Annotated in this window: 13 protein-coding genes; 7 read left to right on the plus strand and 6 right to left on the minus strand. The window is 69.7% G+C overall.

The annotated features are described in order from the left end of the window. Positions 1–51: 51 nt before the first annotated feature. From ACZ5M6_RS07785 to lspA, 6 genes are all read right to left on the minus strand, one after another. Entirely contained in the window at positions 52–1983 is a 1932-nt protein-coding gene (locus ACZ5M6_RS07785; RefSeq protein WP_003169303.1) for a cytochrome c/FTR1 family iron permease, read from the minus strand. Positions 1984–2146: 163 nt separating this feature from the next. Then, on the minus strand, positions 2147–3547 hold the full coding sequence (gene lpdA / locus ACZ5M6_RS07790; protein ID WP_197273300.1) for a dihydrolipoyl dehydrogenase: 1401 nt from the start codon (positions 3545–3547) through the stop codon (positions 2147–2149). Positions 3548–3619: 72 nt separating this feature from the next. Further along, positions 3620–4879 (minus strand): cytochrome P450, encoded by a 1260-nt coding sequence (locus tag ACZ5M6_RS07795; protein WP_201462384.1) that lies wholly within the window; start codon positions 4877–4879, stop codon positions 3620–3622. A gap of 163 nt (positions 4880–5042) precedes the next feature. Next, positions 5043–5477 carry a MerR family transcriptional regulator gene (locus tag ACZ5M6_RS07800; protein WP_054765660.1) on the minus strand — a complete coding sequence of 145 codons (435 nt, stop codon included), beginning with the start codon at positions 5475–5477 and terminating at the stop codon, positions 5043–5045. A gap of 54 nt (positions 5478–5531) precedes the next feature. Continuing rightward, positions 5532–6074 (minus strand): MAPEG family protein, encoded by a 543-nt coding sequence (locus ACZ5M6_RS07805; protein WP_054765661.1) that lies wholly within the window; start codon positions 6072–6074, stop codon positions 5532–5534. After that, the gene (gene lspA / locus ACZ5M6_RS07810; protein ID WP_082382684.1) at positions 6071–6595 is read right to left on the minus strand and encodes a signal peptidase II; all 525 of its coding nucleotides are present in this window, start codon (positions 6593–6595) and stop codon (positions 6071–6073) included. The genes ACZ5M6_RS07805 and lspA overlap by 4 nt, the downstream gene beginning before the upstream one ends. Positions 6596–6752: 157 nt before the next feature. Between lspA and ACZ5M6_RS07815 the strand changes: the two genes are divergently transcribed. From ACZ5M6_RS07815 to ACZ5M6_RS07845, 7 genes are all read left to right on the plus strand, one after another. Continuing rightward, positions 6753–7403 (plus strand): cation efflux transmembrane domain-containing protein, encoded by a 651-nt coding sequence (locus ACZ5M6_RS07815; protein ID WP_054765662.1) that lies wholly within the window; start codon positions 6753–6755, stop codon positions 7401–7403. Continuing rightward, positions 7400–8050 (plus strand): class I SAM-dependent methyltransferase, encoded by a 651-nt coding sequence (locus ACZ5M6_RS07820; RefSeq protein WP_054765663.1) that lies wholly within the window; start codon positions 7400–7402, stop codon positions 8048–8050. Before ACZ5M6_RS07815 ends, ACZ5M6_RS07820 begins: the two co-directional genes overlap by 4 nt. A gap of 68 nt (positions 8051–8118) precedes the next feature. Further along, complete coding sequence (locus ACZ5M6_RS07825; RefSeq protein ID WP_066624846.1) at positions 8119–8448, plus strand: hypothetical protein; 330 nt, start codon at positions 8119–8121, stop codon at positions 8446–8448. A gap of 53 nt (positions 8449–8501) precedes the next feature. Continuing rightward, positions 8502–9758 (plus strand): TolC family protein, encoded by a 1257-nt coding sequence (locus ACZ5M6_RS07830; protein ID WP_248119721.1) that lies wholly within the window; start codon positions 8502–8504, stop codon positions 9756–9758. Next, positions 9758–10945 (plus strand): efflux RND transporter periplasmic adaptor subunit, encoded by a 1188-nt coding sequence (locus ACZ5M6_RS07835; RefSeq protein ID WP_066624849.1) that lies wholly within the window; start codon positions 9758–9760, stop codon positions 10943–10945. The genes ACZ5M6_RS07830 and ACZ5M6_RS07835 overlap by 1 nt, the downstream gene beginning before the upstream one ends. Before the next feature lie 8 nt (positions 10946–10953). Next, complete coding sequence (locus ACZ5M6_RS07840) at positions 10954–14175, plus strand: efflux RND transporter permease subunit (protein ID WP_201462386.1); 3222 nt, start codon at positions 10954–10956, stop codon at positions 14173–14175. Next, positions 14175–14774 (plus strand): cation efflux transmembrane domain-containing protein, encoded by a 600-nt coding sequence (locus ACZ5M6_RS07845; protein WP_054765668.1) that lies wholly within the window; start codon positions 14175–14177, stop codon positions 14772–14774. The genes ACZ5M6_RS07840 and ACZ5M6_RS07845 overlap by 1 nt, the downstream gene beginning before the upstream one ends. Positions 14775–14888 lie beyond the last annotated feature (114 nt).

Genomic DNA, 14888 nt, shown 5'->3' on the forward strand with positions numbered 1-14888 from the left:
CAGCTCCGAAACCCTGCCAACGGGTCGCAGTTGAGGGCCTCAGACGCCCGCTCAAGAGGCTGGGCGCGCGCCTTTCGGCGCCGCATGCCGGGAGAAGCCGACCACGAGGATAGCGATCGTCAGAAGCTGAACGGCGACGCCTTCGACCGTCGGATAAAGACCGAGGATCTCGATGCGGGGGATCCACGCCAGCGGATGGACATCGAGCCAGCCCGCCTCCTGCAGCGCCGCCACCCCCTTGCCGACGAGGACGACCGACAGGATGGCCATCAGGATCGAGCTCAGGGAGAAGAACCGGCCGATCGGGAGGCGCTTGCTGTAGGCCAGCAAGGCCCAGGCCACCACGGCCAGGATCGCCACCGCCGTAAGGGCGCCGGCCAGCATGCCGAGATGGCCGCCCTGGCTCCAGATCGCCGCATAGAACAGGATGGTCTCGAACACCTCGCGGTAGACCACCACGAAGGCCAGCAGGAACAGGAACCAGGCCGACCGTTTCGACAGGGCGTGAGAGAGCTTGTCGCGGATATAGGTCTGCCAGGCGTCGGCGTGCGACTTGCCGTGCATCCAGATGCCGACCGAGACGAGCACGACGGCCGCCAGAAGCGAGCCGAACCCTTCGGTCAGCTCCCGGCTGGCGCCGCTGATGGAGATGAAGAAGGTCGCGGCCGCCCAGGTGGCGCCGCCGGCGACCAGCGCGGCCACCCAGCCGCCGTGGACGTAGCGCAGCACCTCGGGACGTTCGGCCTTCCTGAGGAAGGCGATCATCGCCACCACGATGAGGATGGCTTCCAGACCTTCGCGCAGCAGGATGGTGAAGGCGCCGAGGAAGCTGGCGAGATTGTCCGCCTCCTGGGGCGCGAGTGCGCGTTCGGCCGTGTCCAGCAGGGCGTTCGCGCGGGCGACCCGGTCCGCGACCTCCTGGGCCGGCGCGCCCCTGCTGATCGAGACGCGCAGGTCGGTCATGGCCGTCTCGACCCGCCGCAGCAAGGCGCCGTCGCGGGCGCCCAGCGCCGGCTCCATCGGTTCGACGCCGTCGAGATAGGCCGACAGGGCCAGGTCGGTCGCGGCCCTGCGATCGCCCCGGCGATAGGCGGCCTCGCTTTCGGCCAGTCGCGTCCGGGCCAGGGACAGGGTCGATCCCTCGGCGCGGACCGTCGCCTCCGGGTGGCGGCGCAGGTAGGCCGTGACCGCCCGTGCCTTCGTCTCGCCGATCCTTGTCGCCAGCTCGGCCGGCGTCGCCTGGGTGAGGGCGGCCAGGTCCGGGAAGACGGCGCGGATCGCCGGGTCGCTCTCCCAGAGGCGTCGACCTTCGGCGGCTTCGGCGTCGGTGAAGGCGAACCGGCCCACGTAGAAGGCCAGGGCCCAGCGGTCCTCGGCCGGCAGATGGGCGAAGCTGGCCATCGCCGTGCCCTCCAGCCCCTGATCGATGACCTGGTAGAGGCCGAACACGCTGCGCTGACGGGCGCGCTCCACATCCGCGAAGGCGATCGCGGGCGGATCAAGCCCCTCGGCGCCCGGGCCGTCGGCGCGTCCGGTCACGCCATGGCAGACCGAGCATTGCTCGGCATAGAGCGTCGCGCCGCGGGCCAGATCAGGCGGGAACGAAGGCGCCAGCGGGCTCGGATAGGCCGTCAGCACCGCGCCGGCGAGCGCCTTGGCCCGGTCGCCAACGACGCGCGGATCCGCCTTGTCCCTGATGGCCGCCTGCAGGGCCTCGGCGTCGCGGACCAGACCGGCCTTGGCCGGATTCGGCGGCAGGGCGTCCAGGCGGGTCCGGATCTGGCCGCCGAACTCGATCATCTCCCCGTATTCGGCCGGATTGGTCACCTGACCGTCGGCCACCGCGCCGGCGTAGTCGACCGCTACATAGTCGAGCAGCCGCCAGGCGACCTGGGCCTCGGAGGCGGACGGCGTCTGGGCCAGGGCGGGCGCGGCCAGCCCCAGGGCGAACAGCAGGGCAAGCAGACGGAGCAGAGGACGCATGGTCAATCCAGATGTGAACGGCTCGCATTAGCATTCAGGCGGCGACGCTGTCGCGCTTTATTCGCGACGCGGCCGGGCTCGTAGGCGGCTACGGGTCCTCTACGCCCGCCGGGACGCCTCGGCGCCGCGCGGCCAGCCCGGGCAGCCACGCGACGGGCGGTCGTTACAGGTGGATCGTGCGGTCGGCCACAGCCAGGCATGCCTCGCGCAAGGCTTCCGGAAGCGTCGGATGCGCATGGCTCGTCCGCGCCACGTCTTCGGCCGCCGCGCCGAATTGCATGACGGCGACCGCTTCATGGATCAGGCTGCCCGCGTCCGGCCCCAGGATGTGCACGCCGAGAATCCTGTCCGTGCCGGCGTCCGCCAACACCTTGACCAGCCCGTTCTTCTCCAACCGCGCCTTGGCCATGGCGTTTGCCGAGAACGGAAAGCGCCCGACGCGATAGGCCACGCCGGCCGCCTTGAGGTCGTCCTCGGTGCGCCCGACTGAGGCCAGTTCCGGCCAGGTGTAGACGACGGCCGGGATTGTTCCGTAGTCGACATGGCCCGCGGCGCCGGCAAGGCGCTCGGCAAGGGCGATCCCTTCTTCCTCCGCCTTGTGGGCCAGCATGGCGCCGCCGATGACATCGCCGATGGCGTAGACCCCTTCGGCGCTGGTTCGAAAGCCGTCGTCGACCGGAATATAGCCCCTTGGGTCCGGCTTGATGCCGACCGTCTCCAGATCGAGTCCGTCGGTGGCGGGACGTCGGCCAATGGACACGAGCACGACATCGGCCTTGATGGTTCCTCGCGCGCCGTCTCCCATGGGCTCGACCTCAAGGACGACGTCGTCCGCCTCCATTCGCGATCCGACCACCTTGTGCGCCAGGCAGAATTGGAAGCCCTGGGCCTCGAGCACCTTGTGCAGCGCCGTCGACATCTCTGAATCAACGCCGGACGCGATCCGGTCGAGCACCTCGACGACGGTGACCTCGCTGCCGAGACGGCGCCAGACGGAGCCCAGCTCCAGTCCGACATAGCCGCCGCCGATCACCGCCAGATGGCGCGGCGCCGCCGTCAGGCTGAGGGCGCCCGCCGAGGTGACGATCCGCTGCTCGTCGATGGGCAGGTCCGGCAACGTCGCCGCTTTCGATCCGCTGGCGAGCACGATCGCCTTGCGGACCTGCACCTCGAAGCTGCCGTCCGGGGCGCTCACTTCCACACGGTCGCGCGACAGCAGCCGGCCGCGGCCCTGCAGGCGGGTGACCTTGTTCTTGCGCAGGAGGTAGGCGACCCCTTCACCAAGCTCCGTCACGACCCTGGCCTTGTGCCGCATGACGCCTGCAAGGTCGGCCCGCACATTGTCGACCAGGACGCCGAAAGCCTCGAGATTGCGGGCCATCTCCAGCCGCTCTGTGGCCTGCAGCAGCGCCTTTGACGGAATGCACCCGATGTTCAGGCAGGTTCCACCGAGGAGTTCCCGGTCGTCGATAACCGCCACCGACATGCCGAGCTGGCTCGCCCGGATGGCGCAGGGGTACCCGCCCGGCCCGCCGCCGATTATCACCAGGTCATAGGATGTCATCGAAGCCATCGCGTCAGCCTTCGCTGTAAGTGAAAGAGGGACGAAGGCGCCGGCCACCCGCATGAGCAAACATCAGGCGCCGCCCTTACGCGGGGAAGTCCGACGCGTCATCATTCGGAACCCGCTCCTGGGGAGGGCCGGAAGGCGGCGGAAGTCGATCTCCAGATCCTGAGCCGGCAGCCGGTAGTTCAGGCCGGCGAGCATGCCGAGGGCCCGCTCCATCAATTCGACGACGATGCTTTCGCCGGGACAACGGTGACCGGTCAGGGCGTTCCCGCCGCCTTGGGGAATCAGGCCGAACGCGTCCCCGGAGCCGTCGATGAAACGCTCTGGCCGGAATTCGTCGGGATCGGTCCAGACGGCAGGATCGTGATTGGAGCCATAGAGATCGAGGATCACCTGCCGACCCACCGGGAAGTCAAGGTTGCGCCAGCGAAACGGCGCGCGCACACGCCCGATCACCGCCGGGAAAAACGGATAAAGGCGTCGCACCTCCTGAACGAAGGCGCGGCGGCGGCCGGCGTCCGCGGTGGCCAGACGGGCCGCCGCGGGGTGCGCCTGCATCGCGTGCGCCACAAACACGATATAGACCGAGGTCGCCACGGTCGGCCTCAGCACATTGGCCAGTTCGACCGCCGCCGTCCGGGCCGCCAACGGTTCGCCATCATCCGCGCTCGCCCAGGCCCAGGCGTAGGCGGCGGTGTCTGGATCCGGCGCCAGTCGTCCGGCGCGAATGCCCTCGATGATCGAGGCCAGCCAGGCGTCGACGCGTCGCCGCGCGTACCTCGACCACAGGTGGCGAGGCCCCCGCGATCCTGCCGCGTCAAACAGCGCCCTGAGGTGACTGACCCGTTTCGCTTCGTCGTCGGGATTCAGCGGCACCCCCGCCCAGCGGCAGACGGCGCGGGTGAGCACCGGCTGCAGGGCGTCGTACAGCACGATCTCTTCCTGGCCAGCCCATTCAACGGCCGCGCGTCGCCATTCCGCCTCGAACAGGTCGCCCAGCCGCGCGATCCGTTCCGGCGACATAAGAGCGATGAACACGCGTTTGCGGGCGCGGTGCGCTTCGCCATCCAGGCCCTGGACGCCGCCTTCGCCGAGCAGTGTGCGTCGGACAGGCGCCGGCATGGCGCCCGCGCGCGAGATGCGGGTCTCGTCGTAGAAGACCTGGGCCGCTTCACGCCCTCTCAGACAGGCCGTCTCCTTCAGCGCCAGACGGGTCTCGATTGCGTCCGCGCCGGCCTGCTCGAACAGGCGGGAGATGCGCCTGTACGGGTCCGTCAAAAGGGCGAACGTCTGATCGGCGTGTCGCTGTGTCGATCGATGCGCCATCGAAGTCCTCCATGGACGAAGGGAGCGCGACGAGGGCCGCGGGATTACTCAAAACGTCGCGGTGACCCAATGGCTCCTGCATCATCCCGGGCCCGTTCTGACCTTCAGCGCCGACCTGCACGGCGAGGCCGAGGAGCGGTGCAAACCCGGGTCGGGTTCGTCTTCAAACCGGCGCCGAGGGATCGTGCAGGGCTTCGATCACCTTGCAGGCGGACACGCGTCCGCCGGCACATTCCGCCGTCATCCGCGAAAGCTCGCGTTGCAGGGCCCGGAGTCGGGCGATCTTATGCGTCACCTCCGCCAGATGACGTTCGGCGAGGATGCTGGCTTCGGCGCAGGGCCGATCAGGGTGATCGGACAGATCCAGCAGGGAGCGGATCGAGTCCAGATCGAAGCCCAATTGCCGTGCATGCCGAATGAACGACAGGCGGCGTTCCGCCGCGTCGTCATACATCCGCCGGTCGCTGGCGGTGCGCGGGGCGGCGGGAAGCAGGCCGATCTCCTCGTAGAAGCGGATGGTCGGGACCTTGACGCCGGTGGCCGCGGCGAGCTTGCCGATAGGGCGCAGGCCGGACGAGGCCGGGGAGGGCAGGGTCATCGCATCATCTCGCAGCAGCGGGCTGAAGGGCGGCAGGCGCAGGACGGAAAAGGATCATCGGCCCAGCCCCATGAGGACGATGGCGGCGCCGAAGGCGGCGATCGTGGAAGCGCCGGTAAGGGCCATGCCGAAGGCCCTGGCCGCCGCGCCCCGGGCATAACCGTGGGCGAACAACACGCGGCCGATCAGATAGAGGGCGACCAGCACCGGCAGCACGACCATCTCCTCGCCGCGCAGCACGGTGGCGAGCACCAGGTGGGCGCCCACCGCCAGGACCGTCTGCTCCAGGGTGTTCTGAAGCACGGCGGCAGGCACGGCGAGCCTCGAGCTGGGCGCCGCATAGGCGGAACCCGGCCGGTCGGCGTCGGACCGGAACCGGATGCTCGCCACGGCCCTCAAACAACCGGCGAGCCACAGGAAAACGAGGAGGTCCGCCTTCAGGGCGTAGGCCAGCCGATCAGCTGTCGCCATGTCCGGCGCGGCGCCCAGGAGACGTGGCGAAAGCCATAGCCAAGCTGACGCCACCGCCGCAGCGGTGATGAGAATCGCCAACCCCGAACGGACGGCGATCGCCTTCTGTTCGGCGGAAAAGGTCATCGCGCCGCCCGTCCCAGGGTCGACGTCGCCGGGCGGCCGTCCGAGCCCCGGACGGTCAGGAGGAGCAGCGCCACGCCGCAAACAATGGCCGCATCGGCGAGGTTGAAGGTCGGCCAGTGCGCGTCGCCCCAATGAAGATCGATGAAATCCGTCACCGCGCCGGAGCGCAGACGATCGAGCAGGTTCCCGAGCGCTCCACCGGCGATGAGGCTCGCCGCGACCGCCGTGACGGCGCTTCGCGTACGCCAGATCCAGGTCAGCAGGACGCCGATGATCAGGAATGCCACGGCGCTCAGGGCCCATCGTCCCACCGCGCCCGAGTCTGCGAACAGGCCAAAGGTGACGCCGGGATTGAATCCCAAACGCAGCGCGAGGAACGGCGTGAGGTCCACCGGGCTCTCGAGTCGGGCGCGAGCCGCGGCCTTGGCGGCCTGATCCAGAGCGGCGATCAGCATGAAGAACGAGAAGGCGATCGCCCGCATGCGGCTGGGACCGCGTCGCGACGGGTGCATCGTGATCATGAGGCCTCCTGTGGATTTCGTCCGATTGTGCGTCCTCTAGCTACTAGAGGATCAAGTCGGTTCCGCCAAACCGCGTCTTTTTGGGCGAGGCATCCATTTTTGTTCTTGATCCTCGAGCGACTGGAGGATGCATTCTCGTGGTGAAAGGCGGACTTCGATGACTGACTCCCTCTCGTCCCCCGAACCGGCGGCCGCCGGCTGCGGCTGCGGCGCGGCCGTCAAGTTCGACGGCGCCACGCCGGCCTATCGCCGCATCCTGATGGCGGTGATCGCTATCAACGGCGCCGCCTTCCTGGCCATCGCCGGCGGCGCGGCCCTGCAGGGCTCGGCCTCGCTGGGTGCCAACGCCCTCGACTTCCTGGCCGACGCCGCCACCTACGGCATCAGCCTGGCCGTGATCGGGCGCTCGGTCGCCGTGAGATCCGGGGCCGCCATCATCAAGGGCGCCAGCCTCGCGGCGCTGGCGCTGTTCATCCTTGGCTACGCGATCTGGCGGGCGACCTCGGGGGCGCCCCCGGAAGGCGTCGTCATCACCGGCCTGGGCGCCCTGGGCTTTTTCGCCAACGCCCTGGCCGCGCTGCTGCTGGTCCGCCATCGCGAAGGCGACGCCAATGTCCGTTCGGTCTGGCTGTGCACGCGCAACGACCTGATCCAGAGCCTGGTGGTCGCGGCCACGGGCGTGGCCGTCTGGTTGACCGCCTCTCGCTGGCCCGACCTGATCGCCGGCGCGATCCTGGCGGTGGTCTTCCTGCAATCCGGCTGGTCGATCATTCGTCAGTCCCGCGAAGAACTGAAGGCCGCCGCGTGACCGCGAACTTCACCCCCGCGCTCGGCCATACAGCCCTGAGCGGGCTGTATGATCCGGCCATCGCGCTTTTGACCCGGGAACCGCTGTGGCGGAGCCGCCTTCTCGAACAGGTGGCTCCGTCCCCTGGCGAGACGATCATCGATCTTGGATGTGGAACCGGCTCATTCGCGATCGCCATGGCGAACCGGGCGCCGGACGCGCGCATCTTCGGCCTCGATCCCGACGGCGACATCCTCAGGCGGGCCGAGACGAAGACGGCCGCTGCAGGTCAGGCCGTCCGTTTCATCCAGGGGTTTTCGCGCGATGTGGCGGCGCTCCTGGGCGAGGACGCCGCCGACAAGGTGGTCTCCAGCTTGGTCTTCCATCAGCTGCCCATGGCCGAGAAGCGAGCGGGCCTCGCCGCGAGCCTGCGGGCGCTCAAGCCGGGCGGAACGCTGCATGTCGCGGACTACGGCCGCCAGTCGGGTGCGATGCGCGTGCTCTTCCGCCTGGTGCAGTCTCTGGACGGCTACGAAAACACCCAACCGAACGCCGACGGCGTTCTGCCTACGCTGATGGCCGAGGCCGGCTTCACACAGGTTCAAGTGCTCGATGTCATCCCGACCGCCACCGGATCCATCTCTCTGTATCGGGCGGTGCGACGATGAGGCGATTGATGTCGCGGCGCACCGTGTTATGGGACGGCATGGGGTTTCCCTCGACTAGGCATGGGTGGATGGCGGCGCTGCTCGCGTCGTTCCTGGCCCTGTTCGTCCTGGTTTCCGCAGCCGACGCCTTCGCCTGCGCACCCGAGACCGGAAGCTTGCAAGGCCTGGCCGCGTCGGACGTCGTCGCTGTGTCCGATACAGGTCACGGCGAACGCAAGGACGCAGCAGGTCAGGTCGCCTGCGCCCACGGCCATTGCCACCATTGCGGCATTACCGCGCCGCCGGCGATTGACGACATGAGGTCGATGGCCCTCGATCGCGCGCCCTTGGCGCCATCGCTCGATCAGGCGCCGGCCTCCCGGATGCCCGCCGGTCCCATGCGCCCGCCCAGAACCTGACGTGACCTCGCGTTCGCGCGCGCCCTTCACGTCAACCTTCCGGGACATGAGACATGCCATCCCCTATTCGCCGCTTGCCGCCTTTCGCGGTCGGCTGCGCTGTGGTCGCCCTGACGACCGCCTTGACCGGCCCGGCCTGGGCCGATCCCGCGCCATCCTTCCGGACCCTGCTTGAGCGCATAGGGGCCAGCCCCTCCGCGGCCGAGGCCGACGCCTTGCTCGAAGCGGCCGAGGCCCGGGTGCGCCAGGCGCGCGTGCGGCCCAACCCGACCGCCGCCCTCGAGGCGGAGAACGCCTTCGGCAGCGGTCCCTTTTCCGGCTACGACAACGCCGAGACCACGCTCTCGCTCACCCAGGACCTCGAACTGTGGGGCCGGCGCGGCGCCCGGGTCGAGGTGGCGCGGGCGGAGGCCGGAACGGCTTCGCTGCGTCGCGATCAGGCGGTCGTCGACGCCGCCGGACGGCTCGCACTCGCCTACGCCGAAGCGGAAGCCGCCGAGCGGCGCTTCGCCCTGGCCGAGGAGGCGCTCAGCCTGACCATCGCGGACGCCCGCGCCGCCCTGGTGCTCGTGGAGGAGGGACGCGAGCCCATGCTGCGCGGCATCCAGGCCGAGAGCGAGGCGGCGGCGGCCCGCGCGACCCGTGACGAGGCGCAGGCCGAGCGGGACGCGGCGTTCGCCCGCCTGACGGCTGTCGCGATGCTGCCCGCGCCGGTCACCTCGATCGTCGACAGCCTGCTGGACGACGCGCCGACCCGGACGGCCATCGAAGCCGCTCCCGGGGCGCCGGCCGTTCGCGTCGCCGAGGCCGAACGCGAAGCGGCCGAACGGCGGATCGCCGTCGAGCGAGTGCGCGCGCGGCCCGACGTCAGCGCCAGCGTCGGCGTTCGGCGTTACGAAGCCGAGGATGCGACAGCGCTGACCTTCGGCATCAGCATGCCGCTGCCCCTGTTCGACCGGAACCGCGGCAATATCGACGCGGCCCAGGCCGAGTTCCGCGCCGCGGACGCCCGCCTGGCCGGCGCGCGCCAGGAGGCCGAGGCCGACGGTCAGGCCGCGGTCGCCCGGCTGAACGCCTCGGTGAGCCGCGTCGCGGCCGCCGACGCCGGCGTGACCTCATCCGAGGAAGCCTATCGCCTGTCCCGGATCGGCTTCGAGGCCGGCCGCATCTCGCAACTGGAGCTGCGCGGAACCCGCGCCGCCCTCATCACCGCCCGCAACGCCGCCGTCGACGCCCGCCTGGCGCGCGTCCGCGCCGAAATCGATCTCGCGCGCCTGCAAGCGCGCGCACCCTTCGGAGGGGGCCAATAATGCGCAAGCCGCAATCCAACAGAACGCTGCTCATTGGCGGCGTCGCCGCCGTCGTCCTGCTCGGAGGCGGCGGGCTGTTCCTGGCTCTCAATCGCGACGCGCGGCCGGCCGCCGAGGGCGAGGCCGGTCACGCGGAAGAGGAGGGGCACGCGGAAGGCGAGGGCGCCGAGGCCCCCGAAGGCGTCGTGGCGCTCACGGCCGAACAGATCCGCGCCGCCGGCATCGCCGTGGTCGCCGTCGGCGCCGGCGGCGGGTCAGAGACCCGGCTGGCGGGACGCGTCGAGCCCATGGTCGATGCGCGCGCCGCCGTGGCCGCCTCGGTCGGCGGCCGGGTCGAGCGCGTGCTCGTCGCGCCGGGGCAGTCCGTGCGCGCCGGTCAGGCCCTCGCCACATTGGTCAGCGGCGACGCCGCGACCTTCCGCGCCGACGCCGACGCGGCGGTGGCGCAGGCCGAAGCCGCGCGCCAGGCCTATCACCGCGATCGCAACCTGGCCGACCAGGGCGTGGTGGCCCGGCAGGAGGTGGAGACCTCCCGAGCCCAGTCGCTCAGCGCCGAGGCGTCGGCGCGCGCCGCCCGCGCCAGGGCTTCGGCGGCCGGATCGCCAAACGCTTCGGGACGGCTGAGCGTGACCAGCCCGATTTCGGGCGTCGTCACCTCGGTGCAGGTCGGCCCCGGAGGCTTTGTCCCCCAGGGCGGCGTCGTCGCCGAGGTCACCAACCCCGCGCGGATTGAACTGGTCTTCAACGCGCCGCCGGCTCTGGCCGCCCAGGTCCGCGCCGGATCGCGCCTGAGGGCGACCGGGCCCAACGGGGAATTCGAAGCCGTCGTCACCGGCGTGGCGCCCGGCGCCGGCGCCGAGAGCGGCGCGACGATCATTCGCGCCCGGCCGTCGGGCGTGTCGCTGCCGCCGACGGGATCCGCCGTCACCGGCGCCATCGTTACGGGCGATGCCGTCCCCGGCGGCCTGACGGTCCCCAGCGAAGCCGTGCAGACCATCGAAGGCGCGACGGTCGTGTTCGTTCAGGTCCAGGGCGGCTTCCGGGCCGTCCCGGTGCTGGCCGGTCGTCAGGCGGGAGGGCGCACGGAGATCCTGCGCGGCCTCGACGAGGGTGAACGCATCGCCGCCGCCAACGCCTTTCTCTTGAAAGCCGAACTCGCCAAGGGCGAGGCCGGCGATGACGACTGAGGCGCGGCATGTTCAAATCCATCATTGAAGCCTCGGTGCGCTTCCGCTGGTTCGTTGTGTTGGCGACCGCGCTGGTCGCCGCGCTCGGTCTGTTCGAACTGACCAAGCTGCCGATCGACGCCGTTCCGGACATCACCAACCGGCAGGTCCAGATCACCACCGTCGCCCCGGCGCTCGCGCCGGAACAGATCGAGCGGCAGGTCACCTATCCGCTCGAGACGGCCATGGCCGGCATTCCCGGACTGACCAGCACTCGCTCGTTGAGCCGCAACGGCTTCAGCCAGATCACGGTCATCTTCACCGACCAGACGGACATCTATTTCGCGCGCCAGCAGGTGGCCGAACGCCTCGCCCAGGCGCGCGAAAGCATGCCCGAGGGCGTGGAGCCGGCATTGGCGCCGATCACCACCGGCCTCGGCGAGGTCCTGATGTGGACCGTGGACTATCTGCCGTTCAACAGCCGCAACCTCGCCCGGCCGGGACAACCCGGCTGGCAGCCAGGCGGCGTCTACCTGACCCCCGAGGGGGAGCGGTTGACCACGCCCGAGGCGCGCGCCACCTACCTGCGCACTGTTCAGGACTGGATCGTCGCGCCGCAGATGCGGACGACGCCCGGGCTCGCCGGCGTCGACACCATCGGCGGCTATGTGAAGGAATACGCCGTCCGCCCCGACGCCGCCCGCCTGTCAGCGTATGGGCTGGGGCTGGGCGACCTCGTCACGGCCCTGGAGCGGGCCAACACCCAGGCCGGAGCCGGCTACGTCCAGCGCGGCGGCGAGGCGCTGACCGTCCGGACCGACGCCCTGGCCTCCACCGTCGAGGATCTTGCCCAGGCCCCGGTCGTCAACCGGGGCGGCCTGGTGGTGCGCGTCGCCGATGTGGCGTCGGTCGAGGTCGGGCAAGCTCCGCGGCTGGGCGGCGCGAGCCGCGATGGCCACGAGTCGGTGCTCGGCACGGCCTTGATGATCGCCGGCGGCAACAGCCGCACCGTGGCCCAGGCCGCCGGAGAGCGCCTCGAGGAGGTGCGCGAGACCCTGCCCCCCGGGATCGAGGCGGTGACCGTGCTCGACCGAAGCGCCCTGGTGAACTCCACCATCGGCACGGTGGCGCGCAATCTGACCGAAGGCGCCCTGCTCGTCATCGTCGTGCTGTTCCTGCTGCTGGGGAACCTGCGGGCGGCGAGCATCACCGCCCTGATGATCCCGATCAGCTTCCTGTTCGCCGTCATCGGCATGAACCGCTTCGGCATCAGCGGAAACCTGATGAGCCTCGGCGCCCTCGACTTCGGCCTGATGGTCGACGGGGCGGTGGTGGTGGTGGAGAATACCCTGCTGATGATGACCCGGCGGCGCGCGGAATTGGGCCGCATGCTCAGCCGTCACGAACGACTGGACGTCGCCATGGCCGCGGCCCGGCAGATGGTGAAGCCGGCCGCCTTCGGCCAGCTGATCATTCTGCTGGTCTTCACCCCCCTGCTGATGCTCGAGGGCGTGGAGGGTAAGACCTTCATTCCCATGGGGGCGACCGTCATGCTCGCCCTGGTCGGCGCCTTCATCTTCTCCTTCACCTTCGTCCCGGCCATGACTGCGCTGCTGGTACGCGACCCGAAAAGCGCCCACCTCGACGCCAACGACCGCGTGCAGGAGCACGAAACCCGCGTCCTGCGCTTCGCCCGCCGCTGGATCCAACCCGCGATCAGCGCCGCCGTAGACAAGCCCCGTGTCGTGCTCGCCTCGGCCCTGGGCGCCTTGGTCGTCGGCAGTCTGGCCTTCGCCACCCTCGGCCGGGAGTTCATTCCCACCCTCGATGAGGGCGATATCGCCATGCAGGCCCTGCGGGTGCCGTCCGCTTCGCTGGACCAGTCCTTGGCTATGCAGATGGCCCTCGAGCGGGTCGTCAAGGCCCAGCCCGAGGTGGAGACGGTGTTCTCGCGCACCGGCACGGCGGAGGCCGCCGTCGATCCCATGCCGCGTAACATCTCCGACAGCGTGATCATCCTCAAGGACCGAGGCGACTGGCCAGATCCGGGCCTCGAAAAGGAGGCGCTCATCGAGCGCATTGAGGAGGCGGTTAGTCAGCAGATCGGCAATAATTTCGAGTTCAGCCAGCCGATCGAACTGCGCTTCAACGAACTGATCTCCGGCGTCCGGACCGATTTGGCGGTGCTGGTCTACGGCGACGACTTCGACACCCTGCAGAGGGTCGGCGAGCAGGTGGCTCGCGCATTGGAGGAAACACCGGGTTCCGCCGACGTTCGAGTGGAACAGGCGTCGGGGTTGCCGACGCTGACGGTCAGCGTCGACCGCTTCGCGGCGGCCAACTACGGCCTGTCGGCGGCGGACGTCTCGGAGGCGGTCTCCACCGCCATCGGCGGAACAGAGGCTGGACGCATCTTCGAAGGGGATCGGCGCTTCGACGTTGTCGTCCGTCTGCCCGAGGCGACCCGCAACGATCCAACCAGCCTGGCCGCCCTGCCGATCGTCTCCTCGACCGGCGTGGTGGTGCCCCTGTCCTCGGTGGCGCGCATCCAGACCGCCGAGGGGCCCAACCAGATCAGCCGCGACAACGGCAGTCGGCGCATGGTGGTGCAGGCCAACGTCCGCGGCCGGGATCTCGGCGGTTTCGTCACGGATGCGCAGACGCGGGTGGAGCGGATCGATCTTCCGCCGGGCGTCCGGCTCGATTGGGGCGGTCAGTTCGAGAATCTCAAGCGCGCCGAACAGCGTCTGGGCCTCGTGGTTCCGATCGTATTCATCCTCATCGGGGTCCTGCTTTTCATGGCCCTCGGCTCATTCGCTGAAGCCGGTCTGGTGTTCGCCTGCGTCCCGCTCGCCTTGGTCGGCGGGGCCCTGGCGCTGCTCTTGCGCGGCATGCCCTTCTCCGTCTCGGCGGCGGTCGGCTTCATCGCCGTCTCGGGGGTGGCGACCCTGAATGGCCTGGTGCTGATGCAGGCCATCCGCGAGCGGCTGACGGCGGGCCTGGCGCCGCGTGAGGCCGCGATCGAAGGGGCGTCCAGCCGCCTGCGGGCGGTTCTGACCACCGCCCTGGTGGCCATCGTGGGCTTTATTCCCATGGCCATCGCCCACGGGGCCGGGGCCGAGGTCCAGAAACCATTGGCCACAGTGGTCATCGGGGGCCTTTTGACGGCGACTGCGTTGACACTGCTGGTGTTGCCCACCTTCGCCGCCAAGGCGGTGAAGCATCGCAAGGCGGAAGGGATCGAGGATTGATGAGCGAACGAGACGAGACGGAAGGCGTCCAGCGCCGCACCCTGCTGGTGGTGTTGATCCTCAACGCCGCCCTGTTTGTAGGGCTCGGGATCGGCGGCTTGCTCGCCGATTCCAGCGCTCTGCTGGCCAATGCCCTGGACAATGCGTCTGACTCCGCCGTCTACCTCATCAGCTTTCTGGCGGTGGGCCGCGCCCTGATCTGGAAGACCCGCGCCGCCCGGGCCTCCGGAATCCTGCTGCTGATCTTCGCTGCGGGCGTCCTGCTGGACGTGCTGAGACGAACGCTGATGGGGACGGAGCCCATAGGCTGGACGATGATGGGCATGGCGGTGGTCGCCGCCATCGTGAACCTGGTGTGCCTGGAACTGATCCGGCGCCAACGCAGCGAGGATGTGAACATGAAGGCCGCCGAGACCTTCAGCTTCAACGATTTCGCCTCCAACGGCGGCATCCTGATCGCGGGTGGCCTGGTCCTGTGGCTGGATCAGTCCTGGCCGGATCTGGTCGTGGGCCTAATCGTGGCCGGCATCGCCGTGAAGGGCGGCGTCGACATCCTCCGCGACTCCCGGGCCGAAACGAGAGCGGGGGAAGAAGCCTGAGTGACGACGGCGGCTACGCCCATGATCACACGGCCGGGGCCAAAGCCCGGGTCGGTGGCGAAGTGAGCGGCCCGCGCTGATAACCATTCCTTGCCCCGTTGCGGACTAGGCTGC

This window comes from Brevundimonas sp. Br13 (assembly GCF_055391505.1).

Excerpts from the sequence above, each read along its gene's own strand:
- lpdA (WP_197273300.1), bottom strand. The coding sequence starts at position 3,547 with ATGACATCCTATGACCTGGTGATAATCGGCGGCGGGCCGGGCGGGTAC.
- ACZ5M6_RS07840 (WP_201462386.1), top strand. The coding sequence starts at position 10,954 with ATGTTCAAATCCATCATTGAAGCCTCGGTGCGCTTCCGCTGGTTCGTT.
- ACZ5M6_RS07830 (WP_248119721.1), top strand. The coding sequence starts at position 8,502 with ATGCCATCCCCTATTCGCCGCTTGCCGCCTTTCGCGGTCGGCTGCGCT.
- ACZ5M6_RS07805 (WP_054765661.1), bottom strand. The coding sequence starts at position 6,074 with ATGACCTTTTCCGCCGAACAGAAGGCGATCGCCGTCCGTTCGGGGTTG.
- ACZ5M6_RS07835 (WP_066624849.1), top strand. The coding sequence starts at position 9,758 with ATGCGCAAGCCGCAATCCAACAGAACGCTGCTCATTGGCGGCGTCGCC.
- ACZ5M6_RS07825 (WP_066624846.1), top strand. The coding sequence starts at position 8,119 with ATGGCGGCGCTGCTCGCGTCGTTCCTGGCCCTGTTCGTCCTGGTTTCC.
- ACZ5M6_RS07815 (WP_054765662.1), top strand. The coding sequence starts at position 6,753 with ATGACTGACTCCCTCTCGTCCCCCGAACCGGCGGCCGCCGGCTGCGGC.
- ACZ5M6_RS07795 (WP_201462384.1), bottom strand. The coding sequence starts at position 4,879 with ATGGCGCATCGATCGACACAGCGACACGCCGATCAGACGTTCGCCCTT.
- ACZ5M6_RS07800 (WP_054765660.1), bottom strand. The coding sequence starts at position 5,477 with ATGACCCTGCCCTCCCCGGCCTCGTCCGGCCTGCGCCCTATCGGCAAG.
- ACZ5M6_RS07785 (WP_003169303.1), bottom strand. The coding sequence starts at position 1,983 with ATGCGTCCTCTGCTCCGTCTGCTTGCCCTGCTGTTCGCCCTGGGGCTG.
- ACZ5M6_RS07845 (WP_054765668.1), top strand. The coding sequence starts at position 14,175 with ATGAGCGAACGAGACGAGACGGAAGGCGTCCAGCGCCGCACCCTGCTG.
- lspA (WP_082382684.1), bottom strand. The coding sequence starts at position 6,595 with ATGATCACGATGCACCCGTCGCGACGCGGTCCCAGCCGCATGCGGGCG.